Below are 21,626 nucleotides of genomic sequence, written 5' to 3' on the forward strand. Positions count from 1 at the left end.
AGGAAGATCATGAAGTTCACCGACGGCTTCTGGCTCATCCGTGAGGGCGTGCATCTCTCGTACGCCACCGAGGTACGCGATGTACGTCCGCAATCGAAGCGCTTCACCACCCATGCCGCCGTGAAGAAGGTGACGCGGAGGGGGGACACGCTCAACGCGCCGCTCCTCACGGTCGAGTGCTTCTCTCCCGCCGAGGGCGTCATCGGCGTCCGCGTCACCCACCACGCCGGCAAGCGCCGGCCGGGCCCCGACTTCGCGCTCACCGAGGCGGAGGACGGCGCCGGCGAGGTGCGCCAGGAGGGGACCGTCACCGAGCTGACCAGCGGCCCGCTCACCCTCCGCCTGGACCGCGAGGGGCCCTGGGGCCTCACCTTCCGCGACGCGGACGGACGCGAGCTGACCCGCGCCGACGCCAAGAGCACCGCCTTCGCCACCACCGGCGACGGCGCCCACCACATGCTCGGCCGCCTCACCCTCGGCGTCGGCGAGCAGATCTACGGCCTCGGCGAGCGGTTCACCCCGTTCGTCAAGAACGGCCAGGTCGTCGACATGTGGCAGGCCGACGGCGGCACCAGCAGCGAGCAGGCGTACAAGAACATCCCGTTCTACCTCTCCTCGCGCGGCTACGGCGTCTTCGTCAACCATCCCGGCGCGGTCTCCTTCGAGGTCGGCTCCGAGTCCGTCGGCCAGGTGCAGTTCAGCGTCGAGGACCAGACGCTGGAGTACTACGTCGTCGCCGGGCCCACCCCCAAGGACGTCCTCACCCGCTACACGGCCCTCACCGGCCGCCCCGCCCTGCCGCCGGCCTGGTCCTTCGGCCTGTGGCTCACCACGTCCTTCACCACCTCCTACGACGAGCGCACGGTGACGTCCTTCGTGGACGGCATGGCCGAGCGCGGCATCCCGCTCTCGGTCTTCCACTTCGACTGCTTCTGGATGCGCGAGTACCAGTGGTGCGACTTCGAATGGGACCCGGACGTCTTCCCGGACCCGGACGGCATGCTCGCCCGGCTCAAGGCCAAGGGGCTGAAGGTCAGCGCCTGGATCAACCCCTACATCGCCCAGAAGTCCCCGCTGTTCGACGAGGCCGCCGCCCTCGGGCACCTGGTGCGCAGGCCGGACGGGGACATCTGGCAGTGGGACCTGTGGCAGGCCGGCATGGGCCTGGTCGACTTCACCAGCCCGGCCGCCCGCGACTGGTACGCCGGGAAGCTCAAGCCGCTGCTCGACCAGGGCGTGGACTGCTTCAAGACCGACTTCGGCGAGCGCGTCCCCACCGACGTGGTCTGGCACGACGGCTCCGACCCGGAGCGCATGCACAACTACTACACGCACCTGTTCAACCGCACCGTCTTCGAACTTCTGGAGAAGGAGCGCGGGCAGGGCGAGGCCGTCCTCTTCGCCCGCTCCGCGACCGCAGGGGGCCAGCAGTACCCCGTCCACTGGGGCGGCGACTGCTGGTCGTCCTTCGAGGCGATGGCCGAGTCACTGCGGGGCGGCCTGTCCCTGTCCCTGAGCGGCTTCGGCTTCTGGAGCCACGACATCGGCGGCTTCGAGGGCACGCCCGACCCGGCGGTCTTCAAGCGCTGGCTCGCCTTCGGCCTGCTCTCCTCGCACAGCCGGCTGCACGGCTCCTCGTCGTACCGGGTGCCGTGGGAGTTCGGCGAGGAGGCCGTCGACGTCGCCCGCCGCTTCACCCTCCTCAAGCACCGCCTGATGCCCTACCTGTACGGCGTCGCCGCCGAGGCCCACCGCACCGGCGTGCCGATGATGCGGCCGATGGTCCTGGAGTACCCGCACGACCCGGGCTGCCGGACGCTGGACCGCCAGTACATGCTCGGCTCCGACGTCCTGGTCGCCCCGGTCTTCACCGAGGACGGCGAGGTCGAGGTCTACCTCCCCGAGGGCACCTGGACCCACCTCCTGTCCGGCGAGCGCGTCACCGGCCCGGCCTGGCGCACCGAACGGCACGGCTACGACAGCCTGCCGCTGTACGTCCGCGAGGGCGCCGTCCTGCCGCTGGCCTCCGACGACCGGCGGCCCGACGGCGACTGGCTGGACGCCCCGACCCTGCTGGTCCACCCGACCGCCGACGCCGGCTACGCGGCCGAGGTCAGCGTGCCCGACCTGCTGGGCACCCCGGCCGCGACCTTCCGGGTGCGGCGCGAGCAAGACGTCCTGCGGGTCACCGCCGGCGGCACCGACCGCCCCTTCACCGTCCGGGTCGCGGGCGGCGCGAGCGCGGAGGGCGAAGGGGAGGTGACCGTACCGCTGTCGTGAGGCCGCGGGCTCAGCGGTCGAGGCCGGCCAGCGCGGTCAGGAGGCGGTCCACGTCGGCCGCGCTGGTGTAGGGCGCCAGTCCCACCCGGACGGCGCCCTCGTCGCCCAGACCGAGGCGGCGCGAGGCCTCCAGGGCGTAGAACGACCCGGCGGGCGCGTCGACCCCCCGCTCGGCCAGCTGCCGGTACACGTCGCCCGGGCGCAGACCCGCCACGGTGAACAGCAGCGTCGGCGTGCGCCGGGCGGCCCGCGCGTACACGGTGACGCCGTCCAGACCGGCCAGCCCCCGCTCGATCCGCTCGCGCAGCACGTGCTCGTGGGCCTCCAGCGCGGCGAACGAGGCGACGAGCCGGTCCCGGCGCGTGCCGCGCGCCTCCGGCTCCAGCCCGGCCAGGAAGTCCACCGCGGCACGGGTGCCGGCCAGCAGCTCGTACGGCAGCGTGCCCAGCTCGAACCGCTCCGGGACGGCGTCGCTGGAGGGCAGCAGCTTGTCCGGCCGCAGGGTCTGGAGGAACTCCGGCCGGGCCGCCAGCACCCCGAGGTGCGGCCCGAGGAACTTGTACGGCGAGCACACCAGCGTGTCCGCGCCGAGGGCCGACGGGTCGACGACGGCGTGCGAGGCGTAGTGCACCGCGTCGACGTGGCACAGCGCGCCCACACCGTGCGCCAGCCGGGCGATCGCCGGCAGGTCGGGCATCGTGCCGATCAGGTTGGAGGCGGCCGTCACCGCCACCAGCCTGGTGCGCGGGGAGAGGACCGCCTCGACGTGCTCGGGGCGCAGTTCACCGGTGGCCGGGTCGAAGTCGGCCCACCGCACGGTCGCGCCGACCGCCTCCGCCGCCTGGATCCAGGGCCGGATGTTGGAATCGTGGTCCAGCCGGGTGACGACCACCTCGTCCCCGGGGCCCCAGGACTTGGCGAGCGTCCGGGACAGGTCGTAGGCGAGCTGGGTCGCGCTGCGGCCCAGGACGATCCCCTGCGGCTCGGTGCCCAGCAGGTCGGCCAGCGCGCCGCGGGCGTCCGCGACGATGCCGTCCGCGTTGCGCTCGCCCTCGGTCGTCCGGCCGCGGTTGGCCAGCGGGTTGGCCAGTGCCTCGGCGATCGCGTCGATGACGGGCTGCGGGGTCTGGGTGCCGCCGGGCGCGTCGAAGCGGGCGGAGCCGGACTTCAGGGCGGGTATCTGCGCGCGGATCGCGTCTACGTCGAGGGCCATGTACGCACTCCAAACGAAGGCGGGAGCTCCCGGTGGCAGGGGCCCCCGGACCCGGGACCCCCGGGAAGCGGGGAATCTCGCCTCATGATCGCAGCAGGCCGCCGATCGGGACAGAGGTCCGCGACGGTCCGCTCAGGACTCCTCCGCCCCCGTCGGATCCTTGTCGCGGCCGCCGGGGTGCCGGTGCCGCCAGACCCAGAAGACCGTGCAGGACAGCAGCGCCCACCCGCCCAGCACCAGGAACGGGAAGGCGTGCTGGTGACCCTGGAAGTACACCGCGGTGTGCTGCGCGTTGACCGAGCCGCCGGGCGGCAGCCACCGGCCGATCGTCCCCAGCGGCGACGGCAGCAGCGGCCAGGACACCGCGCCGCCGGAGGAGGGGTTGCCGATGATCACCATCAGGCCCCAGGTGGGCAGCATCGCCCAGCGGCCGAACAGGGTGTTGAACATGGTGAAGACCATGCCGGACACGAACATCGTGAGCGCCAGGATGAGCCACGACTCGGCGAACGGAAGGTTCAGCGCGCCCAGCAGCCAGTCCACCGTGGCGGCGATGACGAAGCCGCCGAGCAGCGCGTAGGCCGCCGTGAACAGGATGCGCTCGAACGGCGTGAGCGAGCGCGCGTGCACGCTCAGCTGGATCGCCCCGACGAAACCGATGATCACGGCGGCCAGCGAGATGTAGAAGATCGCCAGCCCGCGCGGGTCGCCCTTCTGCAACGGGTTGACGTCCCGGACGGTGACCCGGACGCCGAGCTTCTTCCCCACGGCCGGTGCCGTCTGCGAGAGCAGCTCGGCGACCGACGAGCCGGACGCGCCGGACACGTCGAGAGCGGCGGTCCGCCCGTCGTCGCGCAGCTCGAAGACCGCGAAGACCTCCTGCTGCTCGATCGCCTCGCGGGCGGCCGCGCGGGTCTCGTAGGGATGCACCTTCACCGAGGTGTCAAGCGCCTTCTCCAGACCGCGAAGATAGGCCTGCGCGCCCGCCTTCTCGTACGAGCCGACCACGGCCGTGGGGATCAGGCGCGGCGTCGGGTTCGCCATGGAGTAGGTGTACGAGCCCGCGAAGAGACCCGCCGCGGCCGCGAGGATCAGCACCAGGACGGTGGCCGGCCAGAACGGCGTCTGCCGGAACGCGGACCACCGCCCGTGCACCGGGGTGCTCCCGTCGGCGTCCCGGGACGTGTGCGCCATGTCCGACGGTCAGGCGTGGATCAGCGGCGTGTCCACGAGGTGCTCCGCCACGAACCACGCCTGGAGTTCGTTGGTCCGCACGACCTCGGAGACCAGGAGGTCGTTGGTGCCGTCGTCCCCGTACTCCTGGGTGCGGGCCGCCGCGTCGTGGCACTCGGTCAGGATCAGCTCGTGCGCCTCCAACAGCCGCGAGAGCATCGACGGCACCTCCTCCACCCCGTCCGGCGGACGCGGCACGGTGGTGATCTCCGCGACGTGCCGGGGGTCGCCCACCGCGACGCCGCCGAGCGTCTGGACGCGTTCGGCGACGGTGTCGATCAGCTCCAGCTGTTCGCCGGCGTGCTTGTCCAGCAACAGGTGCAGTTGGTAGAACGTCGCCCCGCGCATCAGCCAGTGGTACTTCTTGTACAGGTCGTGCAGGATCCGGGTGTCCGCCAGGACCTTGTTGAGCCGCTGGCAGGAGTAGAGGCGGGTCTCCATGGTGAGTGCCACGGGGAACTGCTTGACGGTGCCGAACTCCTGAATGGTCCGGCCCTTCTGGTGCAGCCAGGGCTGGCTGCCGTCCGACCGCTGCTCCGCGGACGACGAGGGATTCGGCTTCGGGGAACTCACGCCTGGACTCCTTCCGGAGAGGACTGAAGAGCGGGCCGGCTCACCGCCGGACCCGGTTCCCCCCGCGACAGTCGACCAGCCGTGCGCCCGGCCCGCAAACGGTGGGGGTTGTCCGGGCCATCGCCGTCCGCCTATGGTCGACCCTGCTTGAAAGCGCTTTCTATCGACGTGGCGCCGCGCGGCACGGCGTGCGCGTGCGCCTCGCACTCCGAGGAGGACCGCATGTCCCCACGCCCCGCCCGCCGCCGGGTCGCGGTGATCGGCACCGGTGCCATCGTCACCGGCGGCCACCTGCCCGCGCTCGCCGCCCACGCCGACCGCACCGAGCTGGTCGCCGCCGTCGACGTCGACCCCTCGCGGCTCGACGCGTTCCGCGCGCAGGCGCCCGGCGACATCGCCGGGTACGCGTCGACGGACGCCATGCTGGACGCCGTACGCCCCGACCTCGTCCTGGTCGGCACGCCGCCGTCGCTGCACCGGGAGCAGACGGTGGCCGCGCTGAAGGCCGGTGCCTGGGTGCTGTGCGAGAAGCCGCTGTGTCTCTCCCTCGCCGAGTACGACGACATCGCGGCGGCCGAGGAGGCGTCCGGGGCGTACGCGTCCGTGGTCTTCCAGCACCGGTACGGCTCCGGCGCCGCGCACGCCCGCCAACTGATCGCGAGCGGCGAGCTGGGCGCCCCGCTGGTCGCCCACTGCCAGACGACCTGGCACCGCGACGCCGCCTACTACGCGGTGCCCTGGCGCGGGCGCTGGTCCACCGAGGGCGGCGGCCCGACCATGGGCCACGGCATCCACCAGTACGACCTGCTGCTCCATCTGCTGGGCCCCTGGGCGGAGATACGGGCCATGGCGTCGCGCCTGGTGCACGACACCGAGAGCGAGGACGTCTCCACCGCCCTGGTGCGCTTCGAGAACGGGGCCCTCGCCACCGTCGTCAACAGCGTGCTCTCCCCGGACGAGACGAGCCGGATACGCGTCGACTGTGCCGACGCGACGGTCGAGTTGACCCACCTGTACGGGCATCGCAACGCCGACTGGGCCTACACGCCGGCCCGGCACGTCGCCCCCGGACGTGCCGCCGCCTGGCGCACCCCTCCCGCCGACGTGCCCAGCTCCCACACGGCGCAGCTCGGCGCCGTCCTGGACGCCTGGGACGCCGGGGCCCGGCCGCCCGGCAGCGGCCAGGAGGCCCGCGCCACGCTGGAGTTCGCCGCGGCCCTGTACAAGGCGGCGTTCAGCGGGCGGCCGGTGCGGGCCGGTGAGATCGCTCCCGGTGACCCGTTCCACGCCGCCATGCACGGCGACCACCCCGACTGGGTGCCGGGAGGACGCGCGTAGCGCGGAAACCGGGATGTTCACAGGGAGTTGGGCCGCCGGAGGTGTGAACAGGTGGTCCAGGTGCGCATCATCTTGACATGAACCTGCGGCCCGAGGGGCGGGCCGCAGCCTCATGGAGGTGTGGGATGCACCGCAGACTCGCCACCGGACTCACCGCCGCCACGCTGGCCGTGACCACCGTCGTCGCCACCGCCGCGGCCGCCGACGCCGCTCCCTCCGACAAGGCCCAGGTGCTCGCCAGTTGGACGCAGACCAGCGCGTCCAGCTACAACGCCTGGACCGCGGCGCGGGCCAACAAGTCCGCCTGGTCCGCCTACGGGTTCGACTGGACCACCGACTACTGCTCCTCCTCGCCGGACAACCCGTTCGGCTTCCCCTTCAGCACCTCCTGCGCACGGCACGACTTCGGCTACCGCAACTACAAGGACGCGGGCACCTTCGACGCCAACAAGTCCCGTCTCGACAGCGCCTTCTACGAGGACCTCAAGCGGGTCTGCGCCCGCTACGGCGGCGCCACCAGGACCGCCTGCAACAGCACGGCCTGGACGTACTACCAGGCGGTGAAGGTGTTCGGCTGACGGGGCGCCGCCGCCAGCGCGGCCGCCGCGCTGGCGATGCCCAGGACGGCGCCCGCGGCGACGTCACCGGGGTAGTGCACGCCGGTGTGGACCCGGGAGTAGCCTACGGCGCTCGCCAGCGCGCCGAGCGGCACGGCGGCCTCGGGCAGGACGACGCCGACGGCCGTGGCGAACGCGACCGCCGCGGCCGTGTGTCCCGACGGGAACGACGCCGACGCGGGCATGGGCACGTACCGGTCCACCGTCACCCGCGCCGCCTCCCGGTCCGGCCGCGCCCGGTGCACCAGGTGTTTGCCCAGCAGGTTCGTCGAGGCCGAGGCCACGGCGACCGCGCCCACCCCGACGAGGGCGGCCCGCCGTGCCCGGTCCCCGCCCAGCGCGAGCGCGGCCGCGATCCCCAGCGAGACCTTCGAGCGGTCCGCGGCGTGGGACAGGCGGCGCAGCGCCCGGTCGAGCGTGGGCGTGGGCGTGGCGGCCACCGCCGCGTACAGCGCGCCGTCCACGGCACGCAGATCGGCGAGCACGGCCGCGACGGTCCGCCTGCGAGCAGGCCCTGGAGTGGGAGCCGGCGCGAGCGGGCCGCGGGTGTCGCCGTCGGCGTTGGTCGGTTCGGTCATGGGCTCCTGCTCCGCGGGGAGACCGGACCCTGACCATGCTGGTCGCGCGCGGACCCGACGGCCCGTGGGCGGGACCCGTCCGGGGGACGGCGGCGGGAACCGTCCAGGGGGGCGGCGGGAGCGGTCCCGGTGTCGGGCGGTGCGGTTCCGGTCGGGTGGTGCCGTTCCGACCGGGCGGTGCGGTCCCGGTCGGGCGGTGGGGTTTCGGTCAGGGGGGTGTGGTCCGGTCGGGCGCTCGGCGCCGAGCCGCCGGCCGGCCCCGTGCGGGTCGGCCGGCGGCTCGGCGCCGTGGCGGTGGGTCAGGCCGCGGCCCTGAAGCCCCGCAGGCGCAGGCTGTTGCCGACGACGAAGACGGAGGAGAAGGCCATGGCGGCTCCGGCGATCATCGGGTTGAGGAGTCCGGCCGCGGCGAGCGGCAGGGCGGCGACGTTGTAGGCGAAGGCCCAGAACAGGTTGGACTTGATGGTGCCGAGGGTCCTGCGGGCGAGCCGGATGGCGTCGGCGGCGGCGCGCAGGTCGCCGCGTACGAGGGTGAGGTCGCCGGCCTCGATGGCGGCGTCGGTGCCGGTGCCCATGGCGAGCCCCAGGTCGGCCTGGGCGAGCGCGGCGGCGTCGTTGACTCCGTCGCCGACCATCGCGACCGAACGTCCCTCGTCCTGGAGGCGCTTGACGACGTCGACCTTGTCCTCGGGCATGACCTCGGCGACGACGTGCTCGGCGTCGATGCCGACCTCGCGGGCGACGGAGTGGGCCACCGCCTCGTTGTCACCGGTCAGCAGGACCGGCGTCAGGCCCAGGGCGCGCAGCCGGGCGATCGCCTCGGCGCTGGTGTCCTTGACCGCGTCGGCGACCTCCAGGACCGCTCGGGCCTCGCCGTCCCAGGCGACGGTGATCGCGGTGCGGCCGGCCGCCTCCGCCTCGGCCTTGGCGCGGGCCAGGGCGGCGGGCAGTTCCATGGCCCACTCGGCGAGCAGCTTCTCGCGCCCGACCAGGACCGCGTGGCCCTCGACGACGCCCTGGACACCGAGACCGGGGACGTTGGCGAAGTCCTCGGGGGCGGGCAGAGCACCGACCCGTTCGGTGGCTCCCGCGGCCACCGCCCGGGCGATCGGGTGCTCGGAGGCGTGCTCCAGCGCGCCCGCCAGCCGCAGCACTTCGCCTTCCTCGGCGTTGCCGGCGGTGTGCACGGCGAGCAGCGTCATGCGGCCGGTGGTGACGGTGCCGGTCTTGTCGAGGACGACGGTGTCGACCTTGCGGGTGGACTCCAGGACCTCGGGGCCCTTGATGAGGATGCCGAGCTGGGCGCCGCGCCCGGTGCCGACCATCAGCGCGGTCGGGGTGGCGAGGCCCAGGGCGCAGGGGCAGGCGATGATCAGGACGGCCACGGCGGCGGTGAACGCGGCGGTCAGTCCGGAGCCGTTGCCGATCCAGAAGCCCAGGGTGGCCAGCGCCAGGGCGATGACGACGGGGACGAAGACGCCGGAGATGCGGTCGGCGAGCCGCTGGGCGGCGGCCTTGCCGTTCTGCGCGTCCTCGACCAGCCTCGCCATCCGCGCCAGCTGCGTGTCCGCGCCGACCCGCGTCGCCTCGACCACCAGCCGGCCGCCCGCGTTCAGGGTGGCCCCGGTGACACCGTCGCCCACGCCGACCTCGACCGGGACGGACTCGCCGGTGAGCATCGACGCGTCGACGGCCGAGGTGCCCTCGACGACCGTGCCGTCGGTGGCGATCTTCTCGCCGGGACGGACCAGGAAACGGTCCCCGGTCTTCAGGTTGCCGACCGGGACGCGCTCCTCGCGTCCGTCCCGCAGCACGGTCACGTCCTTGGCGCCCAGCTCCAGCAGGGCCTTGAGCGCGGCCCCGGCCTTGCGCTTGGAACGCGCCTCGAAGTAGCGGCCGGCCAGGATGAAGGCGGTCACTCCGGCGGCGGCCTCCAGGTAGATGTTCCCGGCGCCGTCACTGCGCGCGATGGTCAGCTCGAAGGGGTGCGTCATGCCGGGCATGCCCGCGCTGCCGAAGAACAGCGCCCACAGCGACCACAGGAAGGCCGCCGACGTGCCGACCGAGATCAGGGTGTCCATGGTGGCGGCACCGTGCCGGGCGTTGGTGAACGCGGCCTTGTGGAAGGGCCAGGCGGCGTAGGTCACCACCGGCGCCGCGAGGGTCAGCGACAGCCACTGCCAGTACTCGAACTGCAGCGCCGGCACCATCGCCATCGCGATGACCGGGACGGCCAGCACCACGGCCGTGATCAGCCGCTCCCGCAGGGGCCGCAGCTCGTCGGCGGGCCCGGCGCCCTCCGCGCCGGGCGCGGGCTCGGCCCGGACCGGCTCGGGCTCACGGGCCGTGTACCCGGTCGCCTCGACGGTGGCGATCAGCTCCGGGACGGACACATCGGCCGCGTAGCTGACCTTGGCCTTCTCCGTCGCGTAGTTGACGGTGGCGGTGACCCCGTCCATCCGGTTGAGCTTCTTCTCGATCCGGGCGGCGCACGAGGCACAGGTCATGCCGCCGATGGCGAGTTCCACCTCGGCTGGTGCGCTGGTCGTACTGGTGGTGGTCATGGCTGCTCCTGATGCGGGGGTCCTCGGCCGGGACCCGGCGTGCGGGTCCCGGCCGTGCGGCGGGTCGACTGGGGGTGCGGGTCGGGTCAGACGCGGCCGGTCAGCTCGTAGCCGGCCTCGTCGACGACCTCGGCGATCGCGGCGTCGTCCGGCTCGGCGGCGGAGGTCACGGTGACGCGGCCGGTGTCGAGCGCGACGTCGACCCCGGTGACACCGTCCAGCTCGCCGATGACCCGGGTGAGCGTCGCGCTGCAGTGGCCGCAGGTCATGCCGGCGACGGCGTACGTGGTGGTGGCGGGGGCGGTGGTGTTCGAGGACATGGCTTCCTCCGGTCAAGGGTGATGGATACGGGGCGGGGGTATCTCCCCGTCCGGTCTCCATGTATACCCCTGGGGGGTATCAAACGCAAGCCGTTCCCGCGCTTGACTGAGTACCCCCCAGGGGTATGGTGAAGTGCATGGAGAGGCCTCCGGCTGAGCCGGAGACCCGGAATGCGAGGAGACGACCGCCATGCACACCGGACTGAGGATCACCGCGTTCGCCGCCGCGCTGGCCGCGACCTTCGGCACCGCCTACGGCGTGGGCAGGGGAGTGGACCCGATCGTCGCGCGGAGCGAACCCGCGCCGCACGACGAGCACGGCGCGTCATCGGGGCGACAGCAGCAGAGTGAAGGGCACGCGGGGCACGGGCGCAGCCAGGTGGGCGGCCTGGAGATCTCCGCGAACGGCTACACCCTCGACCTCGCCACCCCGCGCGTCACCGCCGGTCGGCACACCGAACTGCGCTTCACCATCCGGGACGCGAGCGGCACGGCGCTGAACTCCACCTCGTCATCGCCTCGCGCGACCTGACCACCTACCGCCACCTGCACCCCACCCGCGCCGCCGACGGCACCTGGAGCACCCCCGTCGAACTTCCCGAGGCGGGCGGCTACCGCGTCTTCGCCGACTTCACCCCGGCGGGCAAGGATGCGGAGAACCTCACCCTGGGCGCCGACCTCGCCGCCGCCGGACCCTACGAGCCCGCTCGGCCGCCGGCCCCCAGCAGCACCGCCCGCACCGACGGCTACCAGGTCGAACTCACCGGCGCCCTGCACCCCGGCAGGGCGAGCGAGCTGAAGCTGAAGGTGTCCCGCGGCGGCGAACCCGTGGGCGACCTCCAGCCCTACCTGGGCGCCTACGGCCACCTGGTCGCCCTGCGCTCCGGCGACCTCGCCTACCTCCACGTCCACCCGAACGGCGAACCCGGCGACGGCACCACCGCGCCCGGTCCGGAGATCTCCTTCACGGCCACCGCGCCCAGCGGCGGCACCTACCGCCTCTTCCTCGACTTCCGGCACGGGGGCGAGGTCCACACCGCGGCGTTCACCGTGCGCGCCGGATCGACTCCGGGGGTGCCGGAGTCCGCCCCGGCCGCCGCGCCGGAGCACTCCGACGGCCACGGGCACTGACCGGCGGCGCCGTCACCCGGGGCATCCCTCAGGCCGTGACGACCCGCACCCCCGCCTCCTCGAACCCGCGCACCAGCTCCGGGTCGGCCGTCCCGTCCGTCACCAGCGTGTCGACCGACTCGGTCGCGCAGATCCGGGCGAACGCCCGCCGGCCCAGCTTGCTGGAGTCGGCGGCCACGACCACCCGCTCGGCGCGCTCGCAGAGCAGCCGGTTGATCGCGGCCTCCGCCTCGTCGTGGGCCGCGGCGCCGTGCGCGACGTCGAAGGCGACGACGCCCAGCACCGCCACGTCGAGCGTCACCTGGCCCAGCACCCCGTCCGCGAGCGGCCCGATCAGCTCGTACGACTGCGCCCGGGCCACCCCGCCGGTCACCACGATCTTGAACTGCGGCCGGACGGCCAGCTCGTTGGCGATGTTGAGCGCGTTGGTGACCACGGTCAGCGCGGGGGTGCCGGAAGCCAGGTCGGAGCGCACGGCCAGGGCGCGCGCCACCTCGGTGGTGGTGGTGCCCCCGGTCAGTCCCACCGCCTCGCCGGGCGCCACCAGGGCGGCGACCGCCTGTGCGACGCGCTGCTTCTCCGAGGCGCGGCGGGCGGTCTTGTAGCGCAGCGGCAGTTCGTACGACACCCCGTGCACCACCGCGCCCCCGCGCGTGCGCACGAGCATCTGCTGCTCGGCGAGCCGGTCGAAGTCGCGGCGGATCGTCGCGGCCGAGACCTCCAGCTCCGTCGCCGCCTCCTCGACGTCCAGCCGGCCGCGCTCGACGAGCAGCTCCAGCAGTGCCTTCCAGCGGGCGTCGCGCGACATCCGCGCCTCCGTTCCTCGATCTCCGCCGACCCTAGCGCACCGCGGCATTCCTCAGATTGCTTGATTGTGCTTGAAAGCTCGCTATATCTTGCAGGAACAATCACCACGTGTTCCGGGAGTGTGCGACATGACGTACGTCGACGACGAGCTCAACAGCCAGCCCGAGTGCTGGACGCGCGCCGCCGAGGAGGCGGCACGCCACACGGCGGCGCTGCCGACGGCGGGCGAGCGGGTGGCGATCGTGGGGTGCGGCACCTCGTACTTCATGGCGCAGTCGGCCGCGGCCCTGCGCGAGGACGCGGGCCTCGGCGAGACGGACGCCTTCGCCGCTTCCGAGTTCCCGCGCGGGCGGGCGTACGACCGGGTCGTGGCCCTCACCCGCTCCGGTACCACCACCGAAGTACTGGAACTGCTCACGGAGTTGAAGGGCCGCACGAGCACCGTCGCGCTCACCGCCGATCCTCGGACGCCGGTCATGGGCGCCGCCGACGACGTGGTCGTCCTCGACTTCGCCGACGAACGGTCCGTGGTGCAGACGAGGTTCGCGACGACCGCGCTCACGCTGCTCCGCGCCCACCTCGGCCTGCACACCGACGCGGTCGTCGCCGACGCCCGCGCCGCACTCGCGGCCGAGCTGCCCGAAGGGCTCGTGGAGCGCACCCAGTTCACCTTCCTCGGCCGGGGCTGGACCGTCGGACTGGCCAACGAGGCGGGCCTGAAGATGCGCGAGGCCTCCCTGTCCTGGACCGAGGCCTACCCGGCGATGGAGTACCGGCACGGCCCCATCAGCATCAGCACCGCCGGCACGGCGACCTGGATGTTCGGCGAGGCGCCGGACGGTCTGGCCGAGCAGGTCCGCGACACCGGTGCGATGTGGGTGCCCGGCGAGTTGGACCCGCTGGCCGAACTGGTCCGCGCCCAGCGGCTGGCCGTCGCCGTCGCCGCCGCCCGGGGGCTCGACCCGGACCGGCCGCGCCACCTGACCCGCTCGGTGATCCTCGCCCCCTGACACCCGCCGCCCGGGAAGGAACCAGACCGTGCCCCTCGCCACCACCGGCGACCTGGTCGGCCGTGCCGCGGCCGGCCGCTCGGCCGTCGCCGCCTTCAACGTCATCACCCTGGAGCACATCGAGGCAGTCGTCGCCGGCGCCGAGTCCGTGCGGATGCCCGTCGTCCTCCAGGTCAGCGAGAACGCCGTGAAGTACCGCTACGGCCGACTGCTGCCCCTGGCCCGCGCGGCCGTCGCCGCCGCCGAGGGCGCCGCGGTCCCCGTCGCCCTGCACCTCGACCACGTCCAGAGCGACGGCCTGCTGCGCCAGGCCCCGGACGCCGGGTTCAGCTCCGTGATGTACGACGCCGCCCGGCTGCCGTACGCCGAGAACCTCGCGGCGACCCGGGCCGCCGCCGACTGGGCGCACGCCCAAGGACTGTGGATCGAGGCCGAGCTGGGGGAGGTCGGCGGCAAGGACGGCGCCCCGCCGCTCGACGCGCACGCCCCCGGCGCCCGCACCGACCCCGCCGAGGCACACGCCTACGTCGCCGACTCCGGCGTGGACGCCCTGGCCGTCGCCGTCGGCAGCTCGCACGCCATGACCACGCGCACCGCGGCCCTCGACCACGACCTGCTCAAGGAGCTGTCCGGCGCCCTGGACGTGCCGCTCGTGCTGCACGGCTCCTCGGGCGTCCCCGACGGCGAACTCGCGGCGGCCGTCGCGGGCGGCATCGCCAAGGTCAACGTCGGCACCGCGCTCAACATCGCCATGACCGGCGCGATCAGGGAGCACCTCGCCGCCCGTCCCGAGGCGGTCGACTCGCGCGGCTACCTCACCGCGGGGCGCGAGGCCATGGTCCGGACGGTGGCGACACTCCTCCGGGTGGTGGCCCGGACCGCACCCGTGCCCCCGCCTCCCGCTACTCCTTGACCGCCTTCAGCACCACGAACTTCCGGTCGCCCGCCACCAGCCGGCTGTTGCCGAACAGGCGCCGCAGCTTGACGTGGTAGCCCAGGTGCCGGTTGCCGACCACCCACAGTTCGCCGCCGGGGCGCAGCACCCGCCGCGCCCCGGTGAGCATCCGCCACGCCGTCGCGTCGGTCGTCGCCTGGTGGGAATGGAAGGGCGGGTTGTTCAGCACCAGGTCGACACTGCCGTCCGGCACCCCGGCCAGCCCGTCGCCGACCCGGAACTCCGCCTGGCCCGCCACCTCGTTCGCCCGGTACGTGGCCTCGGCCGAGGCCACGGCCTGGAACGACTCGTCGGTGAACAGCACCTCGGCGTCCGGGTCGGCCAGCGCCACCGCCGTACCGACCACACCGTTGCCGCAGCCGAGGTCCACCACCCGTCCGAAACCGCCGGTGTCCGGCAGGTGCCGGAGGAAGAAGCGGGTGCCGATGTCGAGGCGGTCGGCGCAGAAGACACCGGCGTGGTTGACGACGGGCCGGCCGGAGAGGAGCGGTCCGACGTCGTCGGGGAGCCGGTAGCGTAGCGGCCAGGGGTTGGCCGGCCGCTTCAGCGCCGGATCGGGCTCCGCGAAGATCAGCCGGGCCTTCTTCACGGCCAGGGACGTCCGGGTCGGGCCGACGATCCGCTCGAACAGCCGGAGCGTCGAGGTGTGGATCTCCTTCACCATCCCGGTGCCGACCACGACCGTGCCCTCGTGCAGCGCGGGTGCCAGCCGCAGCAACTGGTCCTCCAGCAGCGCCAGGCTCTTCGGTACCCGCACGAGCAGCACGTCCACGCGGTCCGGCGGCGGGTCCTGCGTGGTGAGCAGACCCACCGAGCCCGGCTCGACGCCGCCGCGCTCCAGATTGGCCCGCGTCGCCTCCCGCGCGAGGTGCGAGTCGGTGATCTGCACCGGCCGGTGCGCCGCCAGCGCCGTCACCAGGGCTCCCCAGCGGTCGCCGACGACCACGACCGTGCCGTCCAGAGCCACCTCGCGCTCCGCGAGGTGCCCGAGGAGGTACTCGTCGGAGGCGTCCCAGGCGCGGAGCCGGTCGCGCGCGTCCGCGGGGTAGCGGGACAGCACGTGCTCGCCCCACGGCGAGGTCATACGGTCGCCGCCGTCGTTCGTGCGGCGGTCGTTCGCGCCGGGGCCGTTCGTGCCGGGGTCGTTCGTGCGGCGGTCGTGCGTGCTGCGGTCGTTCATCGTGTGCCCAGGCTAGCCCAGCCCCAGTTCAGCGCCGGTCGCGCCCGGCAGGACGGCGGGGCCCGGAGGCATGATGGGCGGCATGGACGCCGAGCTGTTTCCCAGGGGCCGCACCGAGACCGCGCCCGGCGCCGTCCACGTGCCGGACTGGCTGGCCCCGGAACGGCAGCGCGAGCTGCTGGACGCCTGTCGCGAGTGGGCCCGCCCACCGGCCGGACTCCGCACGGTGCGCACCCCCGGCGGCGGCACCATGACCGCCCGGCAGGTCTGCCTCGGCCGGCACTGGTACCCGTACGGCTACGCCCCCACCGCCGTCGACGGCGACGGCGCCCCCGTCAAGCCGTTCCCGGCGTGGCTCGACGGCCTCGCCCGCCGGGCGGTGACCGACGCGCTCGGCCCCGAGGCGCTGTCGCCGGCGCCCTACGACATCGCGCTGATCAACTTCTACGACGCCGACGCCCGCATGGGCATGCACCGCGACGCCGACGAGCGCTCCGACGCCCCCGTGGTCTCCCTGAGCCTCGGCGACACCTGCGTCTTCCGGTTCGGCAACCCCGAGACCCGTGCCCGCCCCTGCACCGACACCGAGCTGCGCAGCGGCGACCTGTTCGTCTTCGGCGGCCCGTCCCGGCTCGCGTACCACGGGGTGCCGAGGGTGCACCCGGGCACCGCGCCGCCCGAGTTGGGACTCACCGGGCGGCTGAACATCACGCTCCGGGTCAGCGGCCTCTAGGCCCGCGCCACGGACGGATCATGGGAGACTCCCCCTCATGAGCGGCAAGGCGGACCCCCGGGCGGCGGGGGAAGGGACCACCTCGAGGACGCGGCTGGACCGGGGGCGCGGCGCGCTGGGACCCGCGTTGGAGCTCGTGCACACCGGACGCGCCCCCACCCGGGCCGTCCTCACCGCCGAACTGGGCGTGACCCGGGCCACGGCCGGCGCGGTCGCCGCCGAACTGGAGGCGCTCGGCCTGATCCGGGTGGACGCCCGGCCCGGCGCGGCGGCCGGCTCCCAGGGCCGCCCCTCGCACCGCCTCTCGGTCGCCGAGGACGGGCCCGTCGCCCTCGCCGCCCAGATCCACGCCGACGGCTTCCGCGCGGCCCTGGTCGGTCTCGGCGGCCGGATCGTCGCCACCGCGCCCGGCTGCGAGGTCGTCGACGCCGACCCGGCGAAGGTGCTGGGCTCCGTCGTCGAGGCGGGCACGGAACTCCTGCGGGAGACCGGGCGGCGCTGCGTCGGCGCCGGACTCGCCGTGCCGTCCGCCGTCGCGGAACCGGAGGGTCTGGCCCTGAACCCGCTGCACCTGGCCTGGCCCGCGGGCGCGCCCGTGCGGGAGATCTTCGCGCGGCAGGTGCGCGCCGCCGGGATCGAGGGACCCGCGTTCGCCGCCAACGACGTCAACCTCGCCGCCCTCGCCGAGCACCGCCACGGCGCCGGACGCGGCGCCCGCGACCTGCTGTGCGTGGCCACCGGCCACCGCGGGGTCGGCGGCGCCCTGGTCCTCGACGGCCGTCTGCACACCGGCAGTTCGGGGCTCGCCCTGGAGGTCGGCCACCTCGCCGTCAACCCCGAGGGCCGCCCCTGCCACTGCGGCAGCCGCGGCTGCCTGGACGTCGAGACCGACCCGCTGGCCTTCCTCACGGCCGCCGGGCGCGAACCGGGACCCGAGGTTTCCCTGCTCCAGCAGTCCTACGACCTGATCCGCGAGCACTACGCCGACCCGGCCGTCCGCACCGCCGCCGAGACCCTCATCGACCGCCTGGGCCTGGGCCTCGCGGGTCTGGTGAACATCCTCAACCCGGACCGCATCATCCTCGGCGGACTGCACCGGGCGCTCCTCGACGCCGATCCCGAGCGGCTGCGCGCGGTCGTCGCCGGGCGCAGCCTGTGGGGTCAGAGCGGCGGTGTCCCGATCCTGCCCTGCGGGCTGGACCACAACAGCCTGGTCGGCGCCGCCGAGCTGGCCTGGCAGCCGGTCCTGGACGACCCGCTGGGCGTGCCGGCGTAGCACGGCGCGCGCCTCATGCGGCGGGCGCGTCGCCCCCGCTCGGGGCCGGGGCGGGCCCGTCGCCCCCGCTCGGGGCGTGGCCGAGGTCGACGACGCAGAAGATGTTGTCGTCCGGGTCGGCCAGGACGACGAAGTCGGGGTCGGGCGGGTACAGGTCCCACTCGACGGCCCGCGCACCGAGGCCGATCAGCCGCCGCACCTCCGCCTGCTGCTCCTCGGCCGAGTCCGTGAACAGGTCGAGATGGAGCCGGGGCCGGGGTTCGGGCGGGGAGTCGCTGCGCAGCAGTCCGAGGGCCCGCCCGGAGCCGTCGGCGTACTCCAGCGTGCGCCAGGTCTCGCTGCTCCACTCCTCCGCGGCGACCAGGGGCAGCGCCTGCGTCCAGAACGCGACGGCGCGGGCGAGGTCGGTGACACCGATGACGGGGATTCCGAGTCTCAGCATGATCCCGACCCTACGTACTGCGCGAGCCCGTCGCCCAGCGACCAGTCGGCGGAGGTGTTCTCGGTCAGCGTGACGAAGACGTTGCGGGGGTCCGTGCCCGCACGCTCCTTGGCGAGCTGGGCGATGCGGCGGTACAGCGCCTGCTTCCGGTCGGTCGTCCGCCCCGCCCGCAGCGCGATCGCCACGAAGACGATGCCCTCGTCCCGGCGCACGCCGAGGTAGCCGTCGTAGCGCAGGGTGCCGCGGGCGGGGTCATGGGCGGTCAGGACCTGGAAGCGGTCGTCGGACGGGATGCCGAGCGTCTCGACCAGGGCGTCGTGGACGGCCCGCCCGAGCGCGTCGAGACGGTCGTCGTCGGCGCCGCCGTACGCGTCGATGCGGACGAAGGGCATGAGTTCTCCGTAAGTTGTTGGGCGGCCTGGGAGGGCCGGGTGTGGCTGATGGGTTCTTGTCTTCAGTGGCTCAGCAGGAGTGGCCGCCCGGCTCTCCGGGGCGCCCTGGCTGCTGATTGAGATGTGCGCGCCTTGTGCGGTCGCTGATTACGGAGATGACAGCGGGGTGTTCCTCGGGCCGACGGCATGCCGGATGGTTTGAGGAGGGGCGAGTGAACGAGCGGAAGACCCAGGTCTGGGCCGGTGTCGATGCCGGCAAGGGCCACCACTGGACGGCGGTGGTCGACGAGACCGGCGCGACCCTGTGGTCGAAGAAGGTCGACAACGACGAGTCGGCGATCCTGACAGCGCTCGGCGAGATCCTGGACCTGGCCGACGAGGTCCACTGGGCGGTCGACATCTCCGGCACGTCCTCCGCGCTGCTGCTGGCCCTGCTCGCGGCCCATGGCCAGCAGGCCGTCTACGTGCCTGGCCGCACGGTCAACCGCATGTCGGGCGCATACCGGGGCGAGGCCAAGACCGACGCCCGTGACGCCTACGTCATCGCCGAGACCGCCCGCCACCGCAACGACTTCACCGCCATCGACGTGCCCGCCCAGCTGGCCGTCGACCTCGCGCTGATGACCGCCCACCGCACCGACTTGGTGGCCGACCGCGTGCGGATGATCAACCGCCTGCGCGACGTGCTGACTGGCGTCTTCCCCGCACTGGAGCGGGCTTTCGACTACTCGGCCCACAAAGGCGCGCTCGTCCTGCTGACGGGCTACCAGACCCCGGTCGCGATCCGCCGCCGCGGCCGGGCGAGGCTGACGGCCTGGCTGGCCAACCGCGGCGTGCGTGGGGCCGACGCGGTCGCCGAGACCGCACTGGCAGCAGCCCAAGCCCAGCAGACCGCGCTGCCCGGTGAGGACGTCGCCGCACAGATCGTGGCCGAACTGGCCGGGCAGCTCCTGGCCCTGGACGACCGGATGAAGCGCATCGACAAGCAGATCCGCGAGACGTTCCGCAGTCATCCGCAGGCGGAGATCATCGAGTCGCTGCCCGGTATGGGCCCGATACTCGGAGCCGAGTTCGTTGTGGCCGCCGGCGACCTGTCGGCCTACGCCGACGCCGGCCACCTGGCATCGGCGGCCGGGCTGGTGCCCGTCCCGCGTGACTCCGGTCGCCGGACCGGCAACCTCCACCGGCCCAAGCGCTACAGCCGACGCCTGCGCAGGGTGTTCTACATGTCCGCGCAGACGAGCATGACCCGCGAAGGACCGAACCGGGACTTCTACCTGAAGAAGCGCGGCGAGGGCTGCAAACACATCCAGGCCGTCATCGCCCTGGCCCGCCGACGAGCCAGCGTGTTGTGGGCCCTGCTGCGTGACAACCGGGTATTCACTCCCGCCCCGCCGGTCACGCAAGCGGCTTGACTTCGTCATTGAGACTCCTCCTGTCGGGTGGGGCCGGGACGGGGTACGCGGAAGGGGGCGTCAGCGCCACTCGACGGCGAACGCCCGCGCCGGGTTCGCGGTGAGGATCCGCCGCACCAGCTCCTCGCCCACGGCGAGCGCCAGCCGGGGAGCCACGCGGCGCAGCAGATACGGCATCCCCGGACCGCCGTCGACCGAGCGGGCGGCAGCGGTCGTCGTGTCGCCGCCGAGCAGCAGCCGGTCGCCGAACCCCGCCTCGGCGAGTTCCCGCACGGCCTCCGGCATCCGCCAGTCGGTGGCGTGATGGGCCCGCGACGGCCCGTCGAAGGCCAGCCAGCAGCCCGACCCGGCGGCCTGCCGGTGCACGGCGGGGTCGGGGGAGCGGTTGAGATGGCCGAGGATCACCCGGTCCGGCGGCACGCCCCACTCGCCGCACAGCGACTCCAGGACGTCCAGGGCGCCGGTGCCCAGCTCCAGGTGCACCGCGATCGGCGCCCCCGTCGCGTGGTGCGCCTCGGCCGCCGCCGACAGGGTCCACCGCGCGTGTCCGTCGAGCCCGTGGAAGCCGCCGGCCACCTTGATCAGCCCGGCGCGCACGCCCGACGTCCCGATGCCCCGCGTCAGTTCGGCGACGAAGACCCCGGCGGCCCGGCCCCGCAGCGTGGCGAGCGTGTCCTCGTCGTAGTGGACGTCCTGGTGAAGTCCCGTCGCGGCCACCACGTGCACGCCGGTCTCCCGGGACAGGCCCGGCAGATCGGCGGCCCGCCGGCCCAGTCCGTACGGCGTCCACTGCACCACCGCGCCGCCGCCCCGGTCCCGGAACGCGGCCAGCTCCGCCCGGGCCGCCGCCGCGTCGTCGAGTTCCTCGCCGGGCAGTCGGGGACTGGCGAAGAACAGATGGTCGTGCGCGTCGCACACGCCCAACTCCTCGCCGGGCACGTCCCCGAGGACCGTGCGGACGGCCCTCACCACTGGCGTCCCCTCGGCAGCAGACCCCGTCCGGGCGCGGAGAGGTGCAGCACCCGGAAGACCTCGCCCTCGGCCCCGTCCGGCGCCTCGCCCGCGTGCAGCGAGAAGTGCACCAGCTCCCAGCGCCCGGTGTCCACGACCGCCGCCGCGAGCAGCGCCCCGTCCACGGCCGCCAGCCGTCCGGTCTCCCGCACCGCCCCCTCCGCCACCTCCGACAGCGGCACCCCGTCCGGCACCGGCCGCCGCCGCAGGACCGCCACCCGCGCGGGCGAGTCGGCGGCACCGCCCTCCTCGTACGCCAGGCCCGTCCACTGCCGGACCGAGGGCCGGCCGAAGTCGTCGGTGGGCCGCTGGAAGGCGCCGTCCCAGAGGAAGGAGTTCATGCCTTCCACGGTGTGCCACAGGTAGAACGGCGCGTACCGGTTGACCGGCGAGCCGTCCTTCCCGCGCTCGCGGATCAGATACGCCTTGAGGCCGAGCCCGGGCCAGTCGTCCAGCAGGTGCCCGGTGCGGGCGACACGCTCCCTGATGACGTCCATCGAGTAGTCGGCGGGCAGGGTGAAGCCGTACTGCATGGCATGCACGGGTCGTGAATCCTCC

General features: G+C 73.8%; 20 protein-coding genes and 1 pseudogene. 9 read left to right on the forward strand and 12 right to left on the reverse strand.

Annotated features, from left to right (window positions below; genetic code table 11):
- Positions 1-9: 9 nt before the first annotated feature.
- Positions 10-2,280: an alpha-xylosidase gene (yicI, locus tag D1J63_RS32575; RefSeq protein WP_125633886.1), complete on the forward strand. Its 2,271-nt coding sequence runs from the start codon at positions 10-12 to the stop codon at positions 2,278-2,280.
- A gap of 10 nt (positions 2,281-2,290) precedes the next feature.
- Here the strand turns inward: yicI and D1J63_RS32580 are convergent, their stop codons facing one another.
- From D1J63_RS32580 to D1J63_RS32590, 3 genes are all read right to left on the reverse strand, one after another.
- Positions 2,291-3,493, reverse strand: coding sequence for a cysteine desulfurase-like protein (locus D1J63_RS32580; protein WP_125633888.1), 1,203 nt, complete (start codon positions 3,491-3,493; stop codon positions 2,291-2,293).
- A gap of 132 nt (positions 3,494-3,625) precedes the next feature.
- Positions 3,626-4,687, reverse strand: a complete 1,062-nt coding sequence (locus D1J63_RS32585) for an ABC transporter permease (RefSeq protein ID WP_125633890.1) — start codon at positions 4,685-4,687, stop codon at positions 3,626-3,628.
- 9 nt (positions 4,688-4,696) lie between these two features.
- Entirely contained in the window at positions 4,697-5,299 is a 603-nt protein-coding gene (locus D1J63_RS32590; protein ID WP_102931557.1) for a DNA starvation/stationary phase protection protein, read from the reverse strand.
- Between the two features lie 222 nt (positions 5,300-5,521).
- Between D1J63_RS32590 and D1J63_RS32595 the strand changes: the two genes are divergently transcribed.
- Both D1J63_RS32595 and D1J63_RS32600 read left to right on the forward strand, forming a co-directional pair.
- Positions 5,522-6,637, forward strand: a complete 1,116-nt coding sequence (locus tag D1J63_RS32595; RefSeq protein ID WP_125633892.1) for a Gfo/Idh/MocA family oxidoreductase — start codon at positions 5,522-5,524, stop codon at positions 6,635-6,637.
- Positions 6,638-6,762: 125 nt separating this feature from the next.
- Complete coding sequence (locus D1J63_RS32600; RefSeq protein WP_102931555.1) at positions 6,763-7,215, forward strand: phospholipase; 453 nt, start codon at positions 6,763-6,765, stop codon at positions 7,213-7,215.
- Here D1J63_RS32600 and D1J63_RS32605 read toward each other — a convergent pair.
- The 3 genes from D1J63_RS32605 to D1J63_RS32615 form a co-directional block, all read right to left on the reverse strand.
- Positions 7,188-7,832 (reverse strand): phosphatase PAP2 family protein, encoded by a 645-nt coding sequence (locus D1J63_RS32605; RefSeq protein ID WP_125633894.1) that lies wholly within the window; start codon positions 7,830-7,832, stop codon positions 7,188-7,190. The genes D1J63_RS32600 and D1J63_RS32605 overlap by 28 nt on opposite strands.
- 299 nt (positions 7,833-8,131) lie before the next feature.
- Positions 8,132-10,396, reverse strand: a complete 2,265-nt coding sequence (locus D1J63_RS32610; protein WP_125633896.1) for a heavy metal translocating P-type ATPase — start codon at positions 10,394-10,396, stop codon at positions 8,132-8,134.
- Positions 10,397-10,482: 86 nt separating this feature from the next.
- On the reverse strand, positions 10,483-10,716 hold the full coding sequence (locus tag D1J63_RS32615) for a heavy-metal-associated domain-containing protein (RefSeq protein WP_061446155.1): 234 nt from the start codon (positions 10,714-10,716) through the stop codon (positions 10,483-10,485).
- A gap of 190 nt (positions 10,717-10,906) precedes the next feature.
- Here D1J63_RS32615 and D1J63_RS32620 point away from each other — a divergent pair.
- Positions 10,907-11,847 (forward strand): annotated as a pseudogene (locus tag D1J63_RS32620) (hypothetical protein).
- 28 nt (positions 11,848-11,875) lie between these two features.
- Here D1J63_RS32620 and D1J63_RS32625 read toward each other — a convergent pair.
- Complete coding sequence (locus D1J63_RS32625; RefSeq protein WP_125633898.1) at positions 11,876-12,655, reverse strand: DeoR/GlpR family DNA-binding transcription regulator; 780 nt, start codon at positions 12,653-12,655, stop codon at positions 11,876-11,878.
- A 127-nt stretch (positions 12,656-12,782) separates the two neighbouring features.
- Here D1J63_RS32625 and D1J63_RS32630 point away from each other — a divergent pair, with 127 nt between their 5' ends.
- Both D1J63_RS32630 and D1J63_RS32635 read left to right on the forward strand, forming a co-directional pair.
- Positions 12,783-13,664 carry a sugar isomerase gene (locus tag D1J63_RS32630; protein WP_125633900.1) on the forward strand — a complete coding sequence of 294 codons (882 nt, stop codon included), beginning with the start codon at positions 12,783-12,785 and terminating at the stop codon, positions 13,662-13,664.
- Between the two features lie 28 nt (positions 13,665-13,692).
- The gene (locus D1J63_RS32635) at positions 13,693-14,577 is read left to right on the forward strand and encodes a ketose-bisphosphate aldolase (protein ID WP_125633902.1); all 885 of its coding nucleotides are present in this window, start codon (positions 13,693-13,695) and stop codon (positions 14,575-14,577) included.
- Here D1J63_RS32635 and D1J63_RS32640 read toward each other — a convergent pair.
- Positions 14,567-15,703, reverse strand: a complete 1,137-nt coding sequence (locus D1J63_RS32640) for a methyltransferase (protein WP_164713261.1) — start codon at positions 15,701-15,703, stop codon at positions 14,567-14,569. The genes D1J63_RS32635 and D1J63_RS32640 overlap by 11 nt on opposite strands.
- A gap of 178 nt (positions 15,704-15,881) precedes the next feature.
- Between D1J63_RS32640 and D1J63_RS32645 the strand changes: the two genes are divergently transcribed.
- Positions 15,882-16,532, forward strand: coding sequence for an alpha-ketoglutarate-dependent dioxygenase AlkB (locus tag D1J63_RS32645; RefSeq protein WP_125633906.1), 651 nt, complete (start codon positions 15,882-15,884; stop codon positions 16,530-16,532).
- A gap of 37 nt (positions 16,533-16,569) precedes the next feature.
- Entirely contained in the window at positions 16,570-17,808 is a 1,239-nt protein-coding gene (locus D1J63_RS32650; protein ID WP_125633908.1) for an ROK family protein, read from the forward strand.
- Positions 17,809-17,821: 13 nt separating this feature from the next.
- Here D1J63_RS32650 and D1J63_RS32655 read toward each other — a convergent pair whose 3' ends face one another.
- Both D1J63_RS32655 and D1J63_RS32660 read right to left on the reverse strand, forming a co-directional pair.
- Positions 17,822-18,250, reverse strand: coding sequence for a VOC family protein (locus D1J63_RS32655; RefSeq protein WP_125633910.1), 429 nt, complete (start codon positions 18,248-18,250; stop codon positions 17,822-17,824).
- Positions 18,244-18,642 (reverse strand): tautomerase family protein, encoded by a 399-nt coding sequence (locus D1J63_RS32660; RefSeq protein ID WP_125633912.1) that lies wholly within the window; start codon positions 18,640-18,642, stop codon positions 18,244-18,246. The genes D1J63_RS32655 and D1J63_RS32660 overlap by 7 nt, the downstream gene beginning before the upstream one ends.
- 212 nt (positions 18,643-18,854) lie before the next feature.
- Between D1J63_RS32660 and D1J63_RS32670 the strand changes: the two genes are divergently transcribed.
- Positions 18,855-20,057, forward strand: a complete 1,203-nt coding sequence (locus D1J63_RS32670) for an IS110 family transposase (protein WP_125628222.1) — start codon at positions 18,855-18,857, stop codon at positions 20,055-20,057.
- A gap of 60 nt (positions 20,058-20,117) precedes the next feature.
- Here D1J63_RS32670 and D1J63_RS32675 read toward each other — a convergent pair whose 3' ends face one another.
- Positions 20,118-21,026 carry a phosphotriesterase gene (locus D1J63_RS32675; RefSeq protein WP_125635981.1) on the reverse strand — a complete coding sequence of 303 codons (909 nt, stop codon included), beginning with the start codon at positions 21,024-21,026 and terminating at the stop codon, positions 20,118-20,120.
- Positions 21,023-21,610, reverse strand: coding sequence for a DUF4865 family protein (locus D1J63_RS32680; protein WP_125633914.1), 588 nt, complete (start codon positions 21,608-21,610; stop codon positions 21,023-21,025). Before D1J63_RS32680 ends, D1J63_RS32675 begins: the two co-directional genes overlap by 4 nt.
- Positions 21,611-21,626 lie beyond the last annotated feature (16 nt).

It is taken from the genome of Streptomyces sp. KPB2, from assembly GCF_003950055.1.
Classification (GTDB): domain Bacteria; phylum Actinomycetota; class Actinomycetes; order Streptomycetales; family Streptomycetaceae; genus Streptomyces; species Streptomyces salinarius.

Bases quoted from the DNA above. Each gene is read 5' to 3' on its own strand.
- yicI (WP_125633886.1), top strand. From the start codon at position 10: ATGAAGTTCACCGACGGCTTCTGGCTCATCCGTGAGGGCGTGCATCTC.
- D1J63_RS32580 (WP_125633888.1), bottom strand. From the start codon at position 3,493: ATGGCCCTCGACGTAGACGCGATCCGCGCGCAGATACCCGCCCTGAAG.
- D1J63_RS32585 (WP_125633890.1), bottom strand. From the start codon at position 4,687: ATGGCGCACACGTCCCGGGACGCCGACGGGAGCACCCCGGTGCACGGG.
- D1J63_RS32595 (WP_125633892.1), top strand. From the start codon at position 5,522: ATGTCCCCACGCCCCGCCCGCCGCCGGGTCGCGGTGATCGGCACCGGT.
- D1J63_RS32600 (WP_102931555.1), top strand. From the start codon at position 6,763: ATGCACCGCAGACTCGCCACCGGACTCACCGCCGCCACGCTGGCCGTG.
- D1J63_RS32605 (WP_125633894.1), bottom strand. From the start codon at position 7,832: ATGACCGAACCGACCAACGCCGACGGCGACACCCGCGGCCCGCTCGCG.
- D1J63_RS32610 (WP_125633896.1), bottom strand. From the start codon at position 10,396: ATGACCACCACCAGTACGACCAGCGCACCAGCCGAGGTGGAACTCGCC.
- D1J63_RS32615 (WP_061446155.1), bottom strand. From the start codon at position 10,716: ATGTCCTCGAACACCACCGCCCCCGCCACCACCACGTACGCCGTCGCC.
- D1J63_RS32625 (WP_125633898.1), bottom strand. From the start codon at position 12,655: ATGTCGCGCGACGCCCGCTGGAAGGCACTGCTGGAGCTGCTCGTCGAG.
- D1J63_RS32630 (WP_125633900.1), top strand. From the start codon at position 12,783: ATGACGTACGTCGACGACGAGCTCAACAGCCAGCCCGAGTGCTGGACG.
- D1J63_RS32640 (WP_164713261.1), bottom strand. From the start codon at position 15,703: ATGACCTCGCCGTGGGGCGAGCACGTGCTGTCCCGCTACCCCGCGGAC.
- D1J63_RS32645 (WP_125633906.1), top strand. From the start codon at position 15,882: ATGGACGCCGAGCTGTTTCCCAGGGGCCGCACCGAGACCGCGCCCGGC.
- D1J63_RS32650 (WP_125633908.1), top strand. From the start codon at position 16,570: ATGAGCGGCAAGGCGGACCCCCGGGCGGCGGGGGAAGGGACCACCTCG.
- D1J63_RS32655 (WP_125633910.1), bottom strand. From the start codon at position 18,250: ATGCTGAGACTCGGAATCCCCGTCATCGGTGTCACCGACCTCGCCCGC.
- D1J63_RS32660 (WP_125633912.1), bottom strand. From the start codon at position 18,642: ATGCCCTTCGTCCGCATCGACGCGTACGGCGGCGCCGACGACGACCGT.